This is a genomic window from Caldibacillus thermoamylovorans (assembly GCF_000751775.1).
GTDB classification, from domain to species: domain Bacteria; phylum Bacillota; class Bacilli; order Bacillales; family Caldibacillaceae; genus Caldifermentibacillus; species Caldifermentibacillus hisashii.
In genome coordinates this window covers 24,995-44,555 of record NZ_CCRF01000081.1, presented here as the reverse complement: position 1 = coordinate 44,555, position 19,561 = coordinate 24,995, and the positions used below count along the sequence as shown (strand labels likewise).

Genomic DNA, 19,561 nt, shown 5'->3' with positions numbered 1-19,561 from the left:
GGGAATACTGCAATGAATGCTATTTTAGATAGATTACTAGAAAATGGGGAATATACAGATTTTTTGGAACACCTTTTATCCACAAGAAGTGTATTATATAATTTGGAACCAGTTGGAATAGGAACACCGTATGTGGAGAGTCTAACAAGTTATATTTCAAGATTAGCATTTACCCATAATGTTACTGTATCTTCACTTCTTAAAGGTACGGTTGTTCCTATGGCTGATAAGAAATATTTAAAAAATAATCTTAGTGAAGGTGTATTTGGAAGTACACCTAAATATATAAATGGAAACAGTCAAGTTAGTCAAGATTATGTAAAAGTATTTGAAATATTAACAGGTAGAAATGATATCTGTTACCTTACAATGGTTAGTTGGACAGATATTTTTTCACAAAATATTATTGGAAATTATAGAAAATGGTGTCCTGTTTGTTTGAATAAAATGATTTTTGAATCTAAAGAGGTGTATGAACCTTTAATTTGGTATCTAGCTGATATAAATAAATGTGATGTACATGACACATTATTAGAAGATAAGTGTCCTAATTGTAAGAGACGATTAGATTTTATGTATAGTAACTTTACAGCAGGTCACTGTCCATATTGTTCAACATGGTTAGGGGATTGTAAAAGTAAAAAGGAACCATTGAATGAAGAAGAAAAATTTATTCACGTTAATTATCAACAATTAATTAAAATGGCACCGAGTTTACTTTCATTTCCTACAAAAAATTCCAGTAGTATAATTTTAAGAAGAATAATGGAGATGTTAGGTTTTGATAGTATAAGTAAGTTTGCAAAGTTTTTAGAAGTGGATAGTTCAGGTTTAAGTATGTGGATGAGTAACAAACACATCCCATCCCGTAAATCATTACTTCAAATTGTAAAAAAACTTGATATAACCATTTATGAATATTTTTATAAAGAGAGCCTTAATATAAAGAAGAATGCAGTGAAGACTGTTGATATTCAAGGTGAAAATAAGATAAAGTCAAAAGAAGAAATAGAATACATTCTAAAAAAGGAAATTAAATCAGAAGTATCCAAGAGTATATATCAAATTTCAAGAGAGTATAATTTTAACTATATGACGGCAAAAAAACATTTTCCTGAGCTTTGTAAAATAATAACTGGAAATTATTCTTCATACAAAAAGGAACAAATAAAAAAGAAACAAGTAGATATAGAAAACAAGTTAATAGACGCCTTTAAAAAAGTTATTCCTATAAGCCTTTCTGAATTTTCAAAAGTATATGGTGTTCCAGTAGCTACTGCTAAAAGGTATGCACCAGAATTATGTAAACAGTTGGTTGATAGGTATAAAAGTTATGTAGCGGAACAAAAAAGAGAGAGAATAGAAAAAAACATTACTGAGATTAAAGACATTGCAATTGCGCTACATCGTAAAGGCGTATATCCAAGTATTAAGAGAATTCAAAAGGAAATTTCAGATCCCAATATATTTATTAAAGGTGTGTATAGAGATAAATGGAGAGAAATCATTGAGTCACTAGGATACTAATATGTGACTTTGCTAAATTATTCTGAATGAATAAATAATACGGAAAAACGAGGGATTAGATTAATTTTTTTGGAAAAAAATTAAATAATCCTAATAATACCCATAAAATTTCCTAAAGTAAAAAAATAACTCATAAAGCTTCCTAAAGTACAAAATTATAGAGGACAACTCCTCAATTTCATTTTGAACAAGCTCTATAAAAATAAAAAAAACCCTTAAAACATCTTAATCCCTTGCGGCTGTAAGATTGGAAATTATATGGGTAACACTTTGGAAATTATATGGGTTCTGTCACATTTTTGTTTTTTTAGCTTTTTGTTTATTTACTTCTGTAAAGGGTATTTCTGAATTTAAATGATAAGGGTGTCACAACCAATATGAGGATTGAAATTTGGATAACCGAATAAACAATGACAGACCAGTCATAGCGGCTGGTCTATTTTATTTGAAAAAATTTTTCTTCAAAGAGAAGCTTATTTCTCAACTGGTTCGAATCATACTTCCCGTTTCTGGGAGTAACTGATTCATAGTGATTGAGTATAAACCAGGATCTTAAGCACTTTTGGTTTACTTTTAGAAAAGGTTTTTTTGTTCTAGTATGTCGAGAACTATAGTTTTACTTTTAAAATTAGTTTACATAATTGTTAAATAGCTTATTTGTTTCTATTTAAAAAAACTATTACCATATGTTAGAATGAAGTTACTTTTAAAAAAAGGATAAAAAATAAAGTTATCTACAAAGAATAACAAAACTAGACAAAATGTAAACTATCATATTTGTTTCGTTGGTTGCTAACGGTTTATTGATTAAAAAGAGGCGTATTTGTTTAATTAAAATGGATTACATACCTTTAAATCAAATGTATATAATTGTATACTAAATTTAAAGTAAACTCAGTAACAATTAAAGGATGAAGTGCAATGAAAAAAATAGGTAGGAACGACTTATGTCCGTGTGGCAGTGGAAAGAAATATAAGAACTGCTGTGGAAAGAGTAATGTTATTACGATGGAATCTTTAATAGAGAAGGAATTAATGAATGTACAGGTGGATCTTCTTAAGTTTGCACTTGAAAATTATGAAGAAGAAGTGAATGAATTCATTGCAGATTGGATAGAAGACTTGGATATTCCCGAGGAAGCTCTTGAGATGTTTTACTTTTTTACATTAGTATGGGCGATTACCGATTTTGAAATATATGGAAAAACAATACTTGAACATTTTATTGATAAAAAAGGTTCGAAATGGAATCGTCTAAGGATAAGGAATATTTTACCAACATGGAGTCAAGCAAAACCTTCCGTTGCCATCATTGAAGAGCAAGATGAAAATCAGCTGTTAACGCTAAAAGATATTTTTACTAATGAAATAAAAAAAGTGAAGGTACTGGAGGACCATCCGGTAGAAACGGGTGGAATTGTGGTTGGTATTCTCTTGCCTGCAGGTGAAATATTTATTTTCTTTACTTCATTTATTGATTTACCGGCTGGTTTAACAGAAAAAGTCAAGAAAGGGGTATATCAACTATTTGAAAAAAGTGACGAAGGGAATCCAAACGAATTTTTATCTACTTTTTATCCTGAAATCCTTCATTTCTTTATATTTGGTCCAAATCCAGCTGCAGAAGATTTAGAATGGTTATCCCCAAAACATTTAGAAGTTGCCCAAGAATTTCAGGATTATATGGAAGATATATATGATGAAGTCATTATAAAGTTGGGTGTCTACCTCTGGCACCAATATTGTTTGAAGAAAAATCCGAAAGTTATGAAACCAAGTGTCTATGTTGCGACATTAAGATATTTAATCGATCAATTCATTCCTTATGGAGAATGGGTTACGCAAAATGAATTAGCTGAGGAGTTTGAAATTTCCAGCAGTAGTTTATCTGCCAAGTACCGAGATATGGAAAAGGTACTCAAAGAAGAATTGGATGAACTGGAGGAAAAACTTGCTAATAGTGCTGATGAAATGTATGACGATTTTCAACATGAGGGCGATGATGAATTTTTGGTGGAGAACTTTGCCGAGGAAGAGGATTCCTTCATCAATTCGAGATTTAGCATGGAGCGAGAACTTCTGAGATTGGAAAATGAAACGAGCAATCGAGATTTTGAAACAATGGATGATATCCAAACATTTTTAAATCAACAAGTAAATCAACAAAGTGTCAAGAAACCTTTATCCAATAAGGAAAAAGCACAGGATTTAATATATGATGCTTACGATTCAACCGGTAAAAAGCGAATAGAATTGGCAAAAAAAGCTTTAAAATTATATCCGAACATTCCGGATGCTTATAATATTTTAGCTGAATTGGAACTAAATCCGCTTAAGGAAGAGCAACTACTACTAAAGGCTATAGAGGTTGGAGAAAAAGAACTAGGAAAAGATTTTATTAAAGAAAATAAGGGATACTTCTGGGGAATTGTTAGTACTAGACCTTATATGAGAGCGAAATTCAATTATGCTGATTTCTTACATGAAAATGAACGGTTTGAAGAGGCGATTCGCCAGTATGAAGACCTCTTAGAATTAAATCCAAATGATAATCAAGGTGCTCGCTACGAGTTATTTATTGTCTATGTGGAATCGGGATTATTTAAAAAAGCAGAGGCTCTCTTAAAGAAATATAACGAAACAACAACAGCAAACGGAGCCTATAATTTAGTGTTGATTGAACTTTTACAAAATGGTGTGACGAATAAGGCAAAACAACTTCTGAAAAAAGCAAAACAGCAAAATCCATATGTGCTCGATTATTTATTGGGGAAAAAGGATATACCGATGTATCTGCCTAGCCACTATCAATTAGGTAGTGAATCAGAAGCCATTATTTACGCTGATAATCATTGGACCTTATGGGCAGGTAATCCTAAATTATTGGATTTTCTAAAGAAAGGTAAGTAAGCAATCTTGTTTCTTGCGAGGGAAATTCTTATTTTTGTCGACCAAGCCGAAAATCGTCCAGTTCTGAGTGAAGATTATAATCCAATGAAAAAGAGCAAAATATTCAATTACATCCATATATAGACGTATCATTGTGGTTAATCGTACTTATATTGTGTTCTTAGACTTATTTCGAGCGGTTTTTTCGTAGCCTCTGAAAATTGCATATTTTATCTGCGAGATCCAATCTTGTCAACACTTTGAAGTGAGAAACTCTATATTTTTGTTGACGAGACTGGTCTCGCTGCTAAGTTAAAACCCGAAAATTTCAGATTTTTTCATGGTAAAATTAGGTAATGTGTTATTAGTCTTAAATCTTTCAAAATAACATTTTGGTGCTAATCATCGAATGAAATTTATATATTATGGGAAAAATTAGTTGTTTTTGTTTACAGGGATTAGAGAACGGCAATGAATAAAACATTAATAAATCGCACTCTAAATATTAAAAGTGCATGGACTTGCTTTTTCCATGCATCTTTTGGATATCGGCATAACTAAGTTTTTAAAGTTTTATGGATATAGTTAACAATTATTTATCGAGATGATTAAAATTCTTCATAAATGGCCGGGTCTTGGTTTTGTAACCTGCCATCAGGCCTTGTTAGTCCATTAATCATTTGCATTTCTGATTCATCTAGGGAAAAATCAAAAATAGAGAAATTTTCCAATTGCCGCTCTGGTGAAGCAGATTTTGGTATGGAAATTGCCCCTAATTGATAATGCCAACGTAAAATAATTTGAGATACGGTCTTTTGGTGGCGGTTTGCAATTTGTTTTATGGTTTCATTTTCGAGAACAGCATTGGCTCTCCCTAGAGGGCTCCATGATTCGGTTATAATATGATGTTCTTGATGATATTTTCTTTGTTGTTCCTGATTAAAAAATGGATGTAATTCAATTTGATTAATACTTGGTTTGACACCGGTTTCTTTCTCTAAACGTTCAAGATGTTCCGGTAAAAAATTACAAACACCGATGGACCGAATGAATCCCCATTTTTTTGCATCAATTAATGCCTGCCACGCCTCAACATATTTGTCTTGTTTTGGATTTGGCCAATGAATTAAATATAAATCATAATAATCGAGATGAGCACGATATAAAGATTCTTGGATGGCTGTAATAGCTAGTTCATAGGATTGATAGCGACCAGGCAATTTGGATGTAATGAGAAGATCCTGCCTTGGAACAGAACTACGTCGAACAGCCTCACCAACCGTCCCTTCGTTTTCATAGTTATAGGCACTGTCAATTAAGCGATAACCGATGTTGATTGCGCTCGTGATGGCATTGACACCCATACTACCTTTTAATTTGTATGTACCCAGACCAATAACCGGTAAAGTAAGTCCGTCATTTAAAGTAATCTCCGGTACTTGATTCATCATACGCTCTCCTTTCTATCCCATATTCCGCACGTGATATAAATGTAGCTGTTTAAAGTATTGTCAACAATCTTTTGCGTATTCGCCTTAACGTAAAACTGAAACATTGTGAAGTCTGTTCATCAATTTACTATGATTTTAGCTTTCAGAACAAATTATGAGACGCTGTACGGAATTTGGTTTATATAATTATTTTATACGAATCTGAAAAAAATTTGAAATGTAATGATGACATAGTAAGAAACACCCAAAGAGCGAAAAAGGACACTTAGGTATTGTACCATGGAAAACCAATAAATTGGTGAACTCGTTTTCGTCGCCATTTTGGGGTGAAAAATGCTCTGTTTTGGCGACGAGACCCGTTTTCGTCACCATTTTGGGTTGGAAAAAGCTCAATTTTGGCGGCGAGACCCGTTCTCGTCACCATTTTGAGGTGGGAAATGCTCTATTTTGACGACGAGCCTCAATCTCGTCACCGTTTTTAAATGAAAAATGCTTGTTTTTGGCGACGAGATCAATTCTCGTCGTCGTATTTGGGTGAAAAACTTTCTTTTTTGACGACGAGCCTCAATCTCGTCACCGTTTTTAAGTGAAAAAAGCCCAATTTTGACGACGAGCCCTATTCTCGTCGCCACTTTGAAGTGAAAAATGCTCTGTTTTGGCGACGAGACCCGTTTTCGTCACCATTTTGGGTTGGAAAAAGCTCAATTTTGGCGGCGAGACCCGTTCTCGTCACCATTTTGGGGTGAGAAACTCCATTTTTTGACGACGAGCCTCAATCTCGTCACCGTTTTTAAGTGAAAAATGCTTGTTTTTGGCGACGAGCCTCAATCTCGTCACCTTTTTTGAGCGAAAAACTCAATTTTTTGGCGACGAGCCTCAATCTCGTCGCCACTTTGAAGTGAAAAAAGCTCAATTTTGACGACGAGACCCGTTCTCGTCACCATTTTGAGGTGGGAAATGCTCTATTTTGACGACGAGCCTCAATCTCGTCACCTTTTTTAAGTGAAAAATGCTTGTTTTTGGCGACGAAAGCCAACCTCGTCGCCACTTTGAAGTGGAAAAAGCTCAATTTTGGCGGCGAGACCCGTTCTCGTCACCATTTTGGGGTGAGAAACTCCATTTTTTGACGACGAGCCTCAATCTCGTCACCGTTTTTAAGTGAAAAATGCTTGTTTTTGGCGACGAGCCTCAATCTCGTCACCTTTTTTGAGCGAAAAACTCAATTTTTTGGCGACGAGACTAATTCTCGTCGCCACTTTGAAGTGAAAAAAGCTCAATTTTGACGACGAGACCGAATCTCGTCACCATTTTGGAGTGAAAAATGCCCTATTTTGGCGACGAGACCGAATCTCGTCACCTTTTTTGGGTGAAAAACTCAATTTTTTGGCGACGAGCCTCAATCTCGTCACCTTTTTTGGGCGAAAAACTCAATTTTTTGACGACGAGCCCTATTCTCGTCGCCACTTTGAAGTGAAAAAAGCTCAATTTTGACGACGGAACCCGATCTTGTCACCATTTTAAGGCGACAAACACCATATTTTGCCGACAAGACTACTCAATCATTTGATGGTTGCTGCTTTTATGGTATTAGCCTCATTATCATAAGAAAAAAAAAGGGCAATATAAAATCGGCATCCTATTAATTTGCTTCAAATATTTAATCCCTTCATTTTAAATTCTCTAATAAAGGAGTAAAATAGTATAGTATTAATCGGGATTAAAAAGGAGTGGAATGACATCATGAGTGAGATTCAATGGCTGGATGAAGTCCTAAAAAGAAAGGATGACTTGATTAAAGATTTACAAGGTTTTTTACAAATCAAAAGTGTACTCGATGAAGAGCATGCAACAGCAGATGCTCCCCTCGGACCGGGAATTAAGAAAGCTCTGGAATATATTCTTGATTTGGGAGAGAAAGATGGATTCAAAAGTAAGAATGTCGGTAATTTGGCCGGCCATCTGGAAATGGGTCAAGGAGAAGAACTTCTTGGTATCTTAGGTCATATCGATGTGGTACCGGAGGGAGATGGTTGGAGTGTTGACCCGTATGGTGCGGTGATTAAAGACGGGAAAATTTATGCTCGCGGTTCCAGTGATGATAAAGGACCGACAATGGCTGCGTATTATGGGATGAAAATTGTAAAAGAATTAGGTCTGCCACTAAATAAAAGAGTGCGGTTGATTATTGGAACTGATGAAGAAAGCGGCTGGCGTTGTGTTGATCACTACTTTAAACATGAAGAAATGCCGACAATCGGATTTGTCCCGGATGCGGATTTTCCAATTATTTATGCAGAAAAGGGAATTTCCAATTTTGATATCGTTCAACCGGCACAGGAAGGACAAGCCACCGGACAAATTGAATTATTATCTTTTCAATCCGGACGCAGATACAATATGGTCCCTGATTTTGCGGAAGTGCATGTACATGTCCAAGATGAAACGGTTGACCTCGAACATAGTTACCAAGCATTTCTTAATGAAGCGAACTTAGAAGGGAATATTTCTACAAACGGTAAGGAACGGATCCTGACCTTGATTGGTGTCAGTGCCCATGGTGCCGAACCACGAAACGGCAAAAATGCGGGAATTTTTATGGCAAAATTTTTGAATGAATTTCAATTGGATGAATCCGGAGCAAAATTTGTCGCAACTGTTTCCCAATTTTTTGACCAAAGCCGTGGAGAAGTATTCGATATTCAATATACGGATGACGTTTCGGGTGACTTGACTATCAATGTGGGGATCATGAGTTACCAAAAAGAAACCGGTGGAAAGATTGGGTGCACTATGCGCTATCCGGTCACCTTTGATATTGAAAAAGGAAAAGCAAAAATTGAAGCATTGGTAAAAGAAATAGGGTTTCAATTGGCGGAATTCACTGATTCTAAGCCGACTTATGTCAAAGCAGACGACCCGTTAATCCTAACGTTGCAAAAAGTTTATAAAGAACAAACCGGTGAAAAAGCAGAACTCCTCGCTATTGGCGGTGGTACATATGCCAGAGCATTAAAACATGGTGTAGCTTTCGGTGCCATGTTCCCGGGACGTGAAGATGTAATGCACCAAAAAGACGAATACGCCTATGTGGACGATTTGCTTAAAGCAACTGCCATTTACGCTCAAGCCATCTATGAATTGGCAAAAGCTTAAGGGTTGAGTATTGAAATTAAACGGTTGGCAATCAAGGCAAGATATGCGAATGAGTGTGAAAAAACTAAAGTGGACCTCATAAAGTTGCATCATTGTTCAAACTTGGATCCTCAGTATATCCTCAAGTTTTTGAATACAGGATGGGAAATTGTTAGGTCTTAGAATGTGCATATGTGAACAATTACGTTCCTTGTAGAAAATAAAAGTAACCTGCAAAATGCTTTAAGGCGCCTTCATGGGGATCGGAAGAAATAAACCGACGTATCTCTGGAAGGCGCCTAATATATTAGGTCTTCAAACTTTAAACATCTTCATTTCAGCCATAAAAAGCACCGTTTTTAAAATAATCAAATTGTCCATGTACATCTAACAATAATCTCAATTAGTTTTTTTATATTATCTCTTATATTACCAACTTGGTAGTTTCCGTTGTTTTATTTTTAGTAGTAATGTTTTCCGTTGCGCTTAGGAAAGAGTTTGGATTAACATGAAATCGTTTTCATATTAAGATAAAGACAGGTAGTTGATAAAGAGAAGCACCAAACAGTTAATAAAGTTCAATACAGTAGGGACGAACCAAAAAAATATAAGCTGAAGTGCATACAGGTTCCCGAAACACAGAAGACTTCAAACTTGAGCTTTATTAGGAACAGGAAATTTTAACAAAGTTTTGAAACTAGTGCGGTATATAATATATTTCCGTGGAGCAAAAAATGGTAGGCATACCCTACAAAATTCAAATAGAAAACTAAGCTCCACCAGTAGAAGTTAGTGTTTCATAATATTTTAACTTAAGGGTGATTTTGATGAACATAGAAGAAATTAGTTTTCAAATTATACTAAATGGAGGAAACGCTCGAAGTTTAGCTGCGGAGGCAATAAACTATGCTAAAGCAGGTGAGTTTGACATAGCTGAGCAAAAAATTGAAGAGGCCAATGAAGCGATGATAATCGCTCACCGTTTTCAAACAGATCTTATTCAGGGGGAAGCTCGTGGGGAAAAAGTAGAGATTCGTTTAATCCTCATTCACGCACAGGATCATTTAATGAATGCAATGACAGTTATCGACCTTGCAAAAGAAATAATAGAACTTTATAAAAAAACGAATGAACTGGAACTACGAGAACTACGAAAGAGTTAAAAAATTATCAAGCTTCAATTTTTATTCTGTTTAAAAATGTATGATCAAGTCCTATGAATGGAATTATGGAGAACATGGTATGCTTAACACCCCAAAAATCCATTTTTCTAAAAATACATTTATAGGCAAGTTTAAATAACTTTAATAAAATGGAGGAATTTATTATGAAAAAAGCATTAATTATTTGTGCAGCTGGTATGTCATCTTCTTTAATGGCAAAGAAGACAACGGAATTTTTAAAAACAAAAGGTCTTGAAATTGAAGTGGATGCCGTTTCAGCTAATGAAGGTAATAAGATGATTGAGAAGAATGAATTTGATTTATTTTTAATTAGCCCTCAAACAAAGATGTATTTTCAAAAGTTTAAGGAAGCCGGTGAACGGGTAGGAAAGCCAGTTGTGAACATCCCACCGCAAGCATATATCCCAATTCCAATGGGTGTTGAAAAATTAGGAAACTTAATCTTACAAGAACTTCCAAAAGAGTAATCTGCTAAGGTTCATGTTTCTGTAAGAAAAAATTTGGCCGAAACTTAAGTGAGTAGTCATTAAAAAATGGTTCTTCACTATTACAGTGAATTAACCCGACAATATTAAAATTTATTATATTGAGGCAAGGGGGTGGTCATTCAACAAGCTTATGGATTTAGAGAGTTTTTTAAAGGAAGTCATTTCTATTAACCTTTTATACATTGAAAGTGGTTATTAGGTTAGTGGTGAGAACAAGCATTGGTTACTCATGATTTTCATCGTATTTCCCTTTTTCAATTTTTAATTAGCCAGTTGCAAAAGTTCTACAAGTAACGAAGAGCCAGATGAATAAATGAGGGATTTGTATGAATTACGAAGAAAGAGTGTTGTTAGAAAAAAACAAAAAAGAACAAAGTCTTAAAGCTATGTACTATAATCGGTATTTACTTGTCAGATATGTTACCGCAATATTCTTTTTTACAAATATATATTGGCTAATTTCATTGGTAATTAGTGATTCATCACTATATTTTATACCATTGGCGCTAATCATCATTTTAATATTGAGTGTTGCGGAACAAGTAAAGATCTATAGCAGCCCAACAAATAATGCGATATACACAAAATTTTGTTTTATAACTTTGCTCTTTACAAATGTTATTTTACTATTATTAACTTGTTTTTCTGCGTCCTTTGCTCAATTATATCCTTTTTTAGTAAATCAAAATAAGTCAAAAATATTGATTTTAGTTATTTTGATTACCGGGATATTATTAAGCGCCTTCATAATTTATCGATTAAACAAAATTAAGCATGACGAAGATAAGCATTATCAACGTATCAAGGAATATGAAAAAGCTATTAATTAATAACGGAAAAGAGGAGTTTTTATGTCGGAACAAAATAGGGCATTTACTTTTCTTGAAAAGTATCTAATGGGTCCAATGGGGAAAGTTGCATCTTTTCGTTTTGTCCGGGCAGTAATGGCTGCTGGGATGGCATCGATTCCATTTACAATCGTAGGGTCAATGTTCTTAGTGTTGAATGTATTACCGCAGACTTTAACATTTTTACAAGGCTTTTTCGATAACACTTTCTTTAGAATTAGTGACTTGTATATGTTGGCGAATAAAGCAACAATGGGAATTTTAGCATTATATTTCAACCTTGTTATTGGTTATGAGTATACAAAAATATATGCTGAAGAAGAAGGAATAAATGTAAACCCTTTAAATGGTGCTTTACTATCAATGTTTGCTTTCTTTATGACGATCCCTCAATTAGTTTCAGGCGATGGAAAATTTTCACTTGTACACAAAATTGATGATGCTACTAATATTATTTTCGGTTGGGAAATGGGGGATAGTGGTGTAAGCCGTTTAGGTTCTTCAGGTATATTTACGGCCATTATTGTTTCTGTTATTGCTGTCCAATTATATCGGATGTGTGTAAAACGAAATTGGATTATTAAAATGCCGGAAGCCGTTCCGGAAGGCGTATCCAGATCGTTCACAGCATTAATCCCAGCATTTTTAGTTGCTTTTGTGATCTTAATCATCAATGGTATTTTTGTAGCTTTAGGTACGGATATATTTAAAGTAGTTGCTATACCATTTAGTTTTGTTACGCATATTGCAAGCAGTTGGCTAGGATTAATGGTTATTTACTTCTTAATCCATGCTCTCTGGATCGTAGGTATCCACGGAGCAAATATTATCGGAGCATTCCTAACGCCAATTACTTTGGCAAATTTGGAAGCAAACATTAATGGAGCAAATATTCCATTCGCAGGTGAGTTCCAAAATTCATTTGTCATTATGGGTGGCTCTGGTTCGACTTTAGGATTATGTATCTTCATTGCATTTTTAGCTAGGTCACAGCAATTAAGAATATTAGGAAAAGCATCCCTTGCTCCCGGTATCTTTAATATTAATGAACCAATATTGTTTGGATTACCGATTGTTTATAATCCATACTTGGCTATTCCGTTCTTCTTGGCACCTATGGCCACAGCAACAATTGGTTATTTTGCAATCAAATTGCACATTGTTGCACCGCTTATTGCACAAGTACCATGGCCAACTCCAATAGGGATCGGAGCTTTCATTGGAACAGGTGGAGACATCATGGCAGTAGTTGTATCATTAATTTGTGGTGTAGTAGCATTTCTCATATATCTTCCGTTCATTCGAATATATGATAAGAAGTTAGTTGAGCAAGAAAAAGGTGGAGAATCCGTACTTTGATACTAGGCTCGGATAATGTTCCATGATAATGACTTTGCGCTAAGGTAAGTATAAGAAGACGGTTCTTCATAGAAAAATCGTCTTCTTATTTCACTTGTTAATAATGAACCAATATGATTGACAAGAATTTTAAAATGGAGGTTTACTTACAATGTTAAAAAGTGTTTTACCAGAAAACTTTTTATGGGGTGGGGCAGTAGCAGCTCACCAGCTGGAAGGTGGTTGGAATAAAGGCGGAAAAGGTGTAAGTGTTGCGGATGTGATGACAGCAGGAAGACACGGTGTTCCACGGCAAATTACGGATGGTGTATTAGAAGGTTACTATTATCCCAACCATGAAGCAATCGACTTCTATTCCCGTTATAAAGAAGATATTAAACTGTTCGCTGAAATGGGGTTTAAATGTTTCCGAACTTCGATTGCCTGGACAAGAATTTTTCCGAACGGGGACGATCAGGAGCCAAATGAAGAAGGCCTGCAATTTTACGATGATTTATTTGATGAATTATTAAAATATCATATCGAACCTGTTATCACCCTTTCTCATTTTGAATTACCTTATCATCTTGTGAAAAAGTACGGTGGTTTTAGAAATCGGAAGTGTATTGATTTCTTCGTTAAATTTTCTGAGACAGTGATGAAACGTTATAAAGATAAAGTGAAATATTGGATGACCTTTAATGAAATCAATAATCAAGCAGATACAAGCATGGATTTCGCCAGTTTTACAAATTCAGGTATAAAATATGAGGAAGGTGAAAATCGAGAACAAACCATGTATCAGGCAGCTCTTTATGAATTAATTGCCAGTGCAAAAGTTGTTAAATTAGGTCACGAAATTAATCCTGATTTTAAGATTGGGTGTATGCTTGCTTTTGTACCTGTATATCCATATTCTTGTCACCCGGATGATGTGATGTTTGCCACAGAAGCGATGCATAATCGTTGGTTCTTTGGTGATGTACATGTTCGAGGTACAATTCCTCACTATACAAAAAAATACTGGGAAAGAAATGGATTTGAAATTGAATATACAAAGGAAGACGAACAAATTCTTAAAGAAGGGACCGTAGATTATATTGGATTTAGCTACTATATGTCTAAAGTGGTCAGCGCGCGTGAAGTAGAAGGCAGCCAACCTGATGGAGAATTTGGTCATACCATTCGCAATCCATACGTACAAGCCAGTGATTGGGGTTGGCAAATTGATCCGGTCGGTCTTCGTTATTCGTTAAATGTTTTATATGAACGGTATAATATTCCTTTATTTATTGTTGAAAATGGCCTCGGTGCTAGGGACGTCGTTGAAGAAGATGGTACGATAAATGATGATTACCGTATTCAATATTTCCGTGATCATATTACTGAAATGAAAAAAGCGGTGGAACTGGATGGCGTTGATTTAATGGGCTACACACCATGGGGCTGTATTGACTTGGTGAGTGCCGGAACCGGGGAAATGGAAAAACGTTATGGCTTTATTTATGTAGACAAAGATAATGCAGGGAATGGGACATTAGAAAGAAGAAAGAAAAAATCGTTTGAATGGTATAAGCATGTCATTGAAACAAATGGAGAAGAACTTTAATTTTCGTTGGACAAAAACACGATTTTTCCTCACGTAGAAAAATGAAATGCATATGATTGCGGAAAAAATGGGGTTGGAATAAAACTCCATTTTTTCATATCATTGACATTCATAGTCTATAAGTAAGTATGACTGTAAAAAATTTGTTTCTTCGCAGATGCATAACTGTAGGGGTGAATAATGGCTGCTTACTTTTGAAATAACGAAAAGGGGAGTTGTTGACAGTGACTACTATACGATCAAAACGTCAGAAAGATATATTGATCCTTTTATCTAAGTCAAAAGAACCCGTTACTTCAAGTTGGATAGCAAAAGAATTAGGCGTCAGTGATCGAACAATCCGAAATGAAATTAAGTTAATGCAACAAAATCCGGAGTCAGTTGGGTTTCAAATTAAATCGACAAGAGGGTTAGGGTACACCATAAAAATAATAGATGCTGAACTATTTTCCAATATTCTTAATGAGATTTCTACCGAAGAGAATAATTTGGCGGGCGACTTTGCTGATAAAGACACGAGAGTTCTTTATATTTTAAGACGTCTATTGTTAGAAACAGGTTTCATTAAACTTGAAAGCTTTACAGAGGAGATGTTCGTCTCACTGTCCACATTGCAAAATGACTTAAAAATGGTGAAGGAAATTCTCGATAAATATAACTTAAAGTTAATAAACCGTCCGCATTATGGTTCAAGAGTCGTAGGTGACGAGTATATGAAACGTTTATGTTTATCAAATTTGTTATTAGAGCGGAATCAAGAGGCATTTCTTAAGGAGGATTCTTTACAACTCATTGATCCAAAATTATTTAAAAAGATTAAAAAAATAATTATTCAAAAGGTCAATAAATATAAAATTGAAATTTCTGATATATCTCTAGAAAATCTAGCAACACACATTGCCATTGCTTGTGGAAGAATTCAGGAAGGCTTTGTTATTGAAGAGCTGTCTGATCTTCTAGTCGATGATTATCCATTTGAAAAAATTGTAGCCAACGAAATAACGAAAGAGGTTGAAGATTTCACCGGATTAACCTTTCCTGATACAGAAATTGACTATATTATTGTTCATTTACTTGGAACCAAACTTTTACACAAAAAAGAGCTTGTCGAGTTTAGTAAGTTTGATGAAGCCGGGACAATTATAAACTGTATGATAGAAAGATTAAAGTCTGAATTAAATTGGGACTTTAGTCAAGACCGTGAGTTTATTCAAGCATTAACTTTGCACATTCGCCCTGCAATGAATCGGTTACGATATAAAATGAACATTCGAAATCCATTATTAAATGATATAAAGAAAAAATACCCGGCTGCTTTTGAAGGGGCGATTATTGCCAGTAAATGTATAGAAAATTATTTGCAAATGGAAGTGGTTGAGGACGAAATCGCCTACATTGCTTTACATATTGGTGTTGCCCTTGAACGAATGAAATTAAACAAGAAAAAAATAAAAAAAGTATTAATCGTTTGTGCGTCTGGTGTTGGTAGTGCAAAATTACTTTCTTACAGATTACAAAATTTGTTTAGTCAAGAACTTGAAATTATTGATACGATTAATTATTACAATTTATCATCCTATGACTTATCTATCATCGATCTCGTCATTAGCACAATCCCCATAAAAGAAGATTTAGGAATACCGGTCCAAGTTGTTAATACTTTTTTGGAAGATAAGGACATTAACTTAATTAAGCGTATTTTATCTACGACGCAAAATGAGATAGCAAAATATTTACACCCATCAAGAATTTTCCTCCAACAGGATTTACAAGATAAGGAAAGTGTTATTCGATTTTTATGTAGTGAATTATATAAACAAAAGCTTGTACCAAAGGATTACGTGAATCTTGTTTTAGAAAGGGAGTCGATTACACCAACCAGTTTTGGAAATCTAGTAGCAATTCCTCATCCAATGGTACCGGTAACGAAAGAGACTTTTTGGACAGTATGTACGTTAAAAAACCCTATTCATTGGCATGAACAGCAAATGGTTCAATTTGTTTGTTTGCTAAATATTAAAGAAGACACGCAAACGGATTTAGATGGTATGTATAAGAAGCTAATTTCCATTATTGAAAATCGATCTGTTGTGCAAAAAATCATCAAAAGTAAATCAGTTGATGAGTTAATCGAGTTATTAAAGTAATCGACCTGTTACCAATGTACGAACTCCTAAAATGAAGTGTCACTCTTATCATTACATCAGGCTCTGACCCACACTACATTAAAGTCTTAACGTACTGAGGGTCAGAGCCTATACGTCTGTCCGACGTGTAAACGACTTGGAGGGATTAGATGAAGCGGTATAAATAAGTCCGGACGTAATGCAACAACTTGGTTAGCTTCTGGATAACAGTTTGATAACGAGTATTCTTGAGAGGCTTGAGCCTTATAAATTGAACACAGATGTTTTGAATTTTTTAATTATCTTTGATAAACTCCTCATATAGTGTATTCGCATTTTATTTGAGTGAATTAAGGTTTAAACAGTAACACGTTTGATGGTTTGATGTGTTGTTTAAATCTTGCTATACTCAATGAAAGTGCGTGGATTGAAATTGTGACTTGGAAATTTACGCTATTCTTGATTTTTATGGCGTAGGCCAAACTACTAGGGTATTACCTGATAGTTTGGCTTTTATTCGTTTCACTGTTATTAGTAGAACGAATGGTTACCATTGATGTGAGATAATTCTTTTTAAAAAAGCCGTGTTTAAGCTTAATTAAAAAACTGAAACAAATGTGAAGGAATAAATATACTTTTTTAGTGAACTTGTCACTTATTATGCGGGCTTTACAAAATATTAAATGTTCAAATTTTTATGTTGCAGAACAAGAAAATTTTTACTATAATTAATCTATAGTTAAATATCCAATTCACAGAAGGTGGTAAAAATTAGATACATTGCCCATTTTTCTGCATCTGAGAAACAAGAGCCTCATTATTTGGATGAACATATGAAAGGGACGTATTTTCAAGCAAGGCGTTTTAGCCATACGTTTGATCGATATGGAATTACGTCCATTGCTGCTATTGCACATGACTTGGGGAAAAAGTCATGTGCGTTTGTACAATACTTAAAAGCAGACAAAAAAATTCGCGGGTCAGTCCAACATGCTATTGGTGGTGTGATTGCGCTTCGTGACATTCTACAAGAGGTGCAGGATGAACGTATTATTATGGCGGCTGCAATCGTAGCGGGGCATCATACAGGAATGCCGGATCTGAATACAGTGTTTGATGAAAAGATCCCTGACGCTCCGCCATATTTGAAAGCGATTCCGGAGTTGTCGCAAACGGAAATGCAAATGATTAAAGACATATTGAAACGGTTTCCGGGATTGCCGCTCGGAGGGAAATCTGATAGCAAATCTTCATTTGCCTATAAAGAAATGCTGATGAGAATGTGTTTTTCGGCCCTTGTCGATTCTGATTTTCTGGATACAGAACGTTATTTTGATTATGGAAAGAGTATAAAACGGCAGGGAAAAGCATTCAGTATACAACAACTGGATGAACAATTACAGAACTATATGCTTGAGTTGCGCAGGGAAGCCCAGGATAAAGAGATAAATAGATACAGAAATGAAGTATATATGGCTTGCAGAGAAGCGGCGAAACAACCTTTGTTTTTCCGGGCGCTGGTGGTGCCGACCGGGCTGGGGAAAACGCTGGCTTCAATAGCTTTTGCACTTGAGCACGCAAAAAGATATAACAAAAAACGGGTGATTGTGGCATTGCCGCTCGTGAACATCATTGATCAAACAGCCAGACAGTATCAAAAGGTTTTCGGGAAAGCATCCGTTTTGGAACAGCATTCACAGCTAAGTTATACGGATGATAAAGGTGAGTCAATGGAGCGAGCAAGGTTGGCAGCAGAGAACTGGGATTCATTTCCGATTATTGTAACAACGACAGTGGAATTGTTTGAGAGTTTATTTTCAAACCGCACAAGCAAAGTGAGAAAGCTTCACCGTTTAGCAAACAGCGTCATCATTTTGGATGAGTTTCAAAAACTGCCCATCCATGTTCTTGCACCTATTTTTCAAGCTCTGCACATATTAATGGAACATTTTAATGTCACTGTCGTTTTATGCAGCGCAACACCGTTGTCTTTCAAAAATACTGAATTGGTTGGAAATATGGGTACGCCAGTAGAGATCTATGAAAACCGCAATCAACTGTTTGCAAGCATGAAACGAGTTGAATATAGCCAGATTGAAAAGCCGCTTACTGTTTCAGAGCTTGTCGCCAGAATGAAGGAACACCCTGCAGCACTTTGTATCCTAAATACGAGGAAAGATGCTTTCTATGTATACCGTGAAGCAATCCGCCAAAAGGCGAACGGACAGAAATTATATCATTTATCGAATCGGATGTGTCCTGACCACCGGAAAAAGGTGATCAAACAAATCAAAGAGGATTTACAAAAAGAAAAGCCAATTCTTGTAATTACAACAACAGTAGTAGAAGCAGGAGTTGATTTGGATTTTCCGACAGTGTTTCGCGCAATGGCCCCGATTGACTCAATTGTTCAGGCTGCAGGAAGGAGCAACAGAGAAGGCAAACTGGACAAAGGGAAAGTGTTTATTTTCGAATTGATTGGAGGGGGGATGCCTGGCGGAATGTACCGCAAAGGAACGGAGCAAACGAGGATTTTATTGAATCATCACGGCACCGTTGTATTGCATGAGCCTTGGATTTTCGAAAAATATTATCGAAGTTTATATACCCTCGGTGGAGACGACTTGCTGGATTCATATGGAATAACAAGCCTTAAACCTTTTTCATTTGAGAAAGCGAGCCGCTTGTTTCAAATGATTGATCAGAATACGGTATCCATCCTTTGCAAAAATTACCAAGATGAAGATGGACAGATTGAAAGATTAATTCGGATGTACAAAGAAGCTCCATATTTAACAAAGGAATGGTATCGTGAAGCACAGTTATTTGCTGTAGATGAATATGTGGACAGCAGTTTTTTTAGAGAGAATCAAAATCAGTTGGAAAAGATATCGCAAGGTTGGTATATTTGGCACGGGGATTATGACATGAAAACCGGGATTAAGGATATGGACGAGGGAGGAGATTGA

General features: G+C 35.4%; 14 protein-coding genes. 11 read left to right on the top strand and 3 right to left on the bottom strand.

Annotated elements, in window-relative coordinates:
• Window positions 1-12 precede the first annotated feature (12 nt).
• Both BT1A1_RS14070 and BT1A1_RS17480 read left to right on the top strand, forming a co-directional pair.
• Window positions 13-1,527, top strand: coding sequence for a TniQ family protein (locus BT1A1_RS14070; protein ID WP_034772384.1), 1,515 nt, complete (start codon window positions 13-15; stop codon window positions 1,525-1,527).
• A 921-nt stretch (window positions 1,528-2,448) separates the two neighbouring features.
• A complete protein-coding gene (locus BT1A1_RS17480) occupies window positions 2,449-4,437 on the top strand; it encodes an SEC-C metal-binding domain-containing protein (RefSeq protein WP_072012704.1) in 1,989 nt (662 codons plus the stop codon).
• Window positions 4,438-5,024: 587 nt separating this feature from the next.
• Here the strand turns inward: BT1A1_RS17480 and BT1A1_RS14060 are convergent.
• The 3 genes from BT1A1_RS14060 to BT1A1_RS18785 form a co-directional block, all read right to left on the bottom strand.
• Window positions 5,025-5,867 carry an aldo/keto reductase gene (locus BT1A1_RS14060; protein ID WP_034772382.1) on the bottom strand — a complete coding sequence of 281 codons (843 nt, stop codon included), beginning with the start codon at window positions 5,865-5,867 and terminating at the stop codon, window positions 5,025-5,027.
• A gap of 265 nt (window positions 5,868-6,132) precedes the next feature.
• The gene (locus tag BT1A1_RS18790; RefSeq protein ID WP_156103250.1) at window positions 6,133-6,291 is read right to left on the bottom strand and encodes a hypothetical protein; all 159 of its coding nucleotides are present in this window, start codon (window positions 6,289-6,291) and stop codon (window positions 6,133-6,135) included.
• Entirely contained in the window at window positions 6,257-6,499 is a 243-nt protein-coding gene (locus BT1A1_RS18785; protein WP_156103249.1) for a hypothetical protein, read from the bottom strand. The genes BT1A1_RS18790 and BT1A1_RS18785 overlap by 35 nt, the downstream gene beginning before the upstream one ends.
• A 689-nt stretch (window positions 6,500-7,188) precedes the next feature.
• Here BT1A1_RS18785 and BT1A1_RS18780 point away from each other — a divergent pair.
• From BT1A1_RS18780 to cas3, 9 genes are all read left to right on the top strand, one after another.
• Window positions 7,189-7,341, top strand: a complete 153-nt coding sequence (locus BT1A1_RS18780) for a hypothetical protein (protein ID WP_156103248.1) — start codon at window positions 7,189-7,191, stop codon at window positions 7,339-7,341.
• 266 nt (window positions 7,342-7,607) lie between these two features.
• Window positions 7,608-9,020, top strand: a complete 1,413-nt coding sequence (gene pepV, locus BT1A1_RS14055) for a dipeptidase PepV (protein ID WP_034772381.1) — start codon at window positions 7,608-7,610, stop codon at window positions 9,018-9,020.
• A gap of 806 nt (window positions 9,021-9,826) precedes the next feature.
• A complete protein-coding gene (locus BT1A1_RS14050) occupies window positions 9,827-10,162 on the top strand; it encodes a PTS lactose/cellobiose transporter subunit IIA (protein WP_034772378.1) in 336 nt (111 codons plus the stop codon).
• A 164-nt stretch (window positions 10,163-10,326) separates the two neighbouring features.
• Window positions 10,327-10,650, top strand: coding sequence for a PTS cellobiose transporter subunit IIB (locus tag BT1A1_RS14045; RefSeq protein WP_034772377.1), 324 nt, complete (start codon window positions 10,327-10,329; stop codon window positions 10,648-10,650).
• 347 nt (window positions 10,651-10,997) lie between these two features.
• Complete coding sequence (locus BT1A1_RS14040) at window positions 10,998-11,501, top strand: hypothetical protein (RefSeq protein WP_034772375.1); 504 nt, start codon at window positions 10,998-11,000, stop codon at window positions 11,499-11,501.
• A 21-nt stretch (window positions 11,502-11,522) separates the two neighbouring features.
• The gene (gene celB / locus BT1A1_RS14035; protein WP_034772373.1) at window positions 11,523-12,878 is read left to right on the top strand and encodes a PTS cellobiose transporter subunit IIC; all 1,356 of its coding nucleotides are present in this window, start codon (window positions 11,523-11,525) and stop codon (window positions 12,876-12,878) included.
• A 151-nt stretch (window positions 12,879-13,029) separates the two neighbouring features.
• A complete protein-coding gene (locus BT1A1_RS14030) occupies window positions 13,030-14,466 on the top strand; it encodes a 6-phospho-beta-glucosidase (RefSeq protein WP_034772372.1) in 1,437 nt (478 codons plus the stop codon).
• Window positions 14,467-14,699: 233 nt separating this feature from the next.
• Complete coding sequence (locus tag BT1A1_RS14025) at window positions 14,700-16,613, top strand: BglG family transcription antiterminator (protein ID WP_034772395.1); 1,914 nt, start codon at window positions 14,700-14,702, stop codon at window positions 16,611-16,613.
• An 812-nt stretch (window positions 16,614-17,425) separates the two neighbouring features.
• Window positions 17,426-19,561, top strand: coding sequence for a CRISPR-associated helicase Cas3' (gene cas3 / locus BT1A1_RS14020; RefSeq protein WP_231553341.1), 2,136 nt, complete (start codon window positions 17,426-17,428; stop codon window positions 19,559-19,561).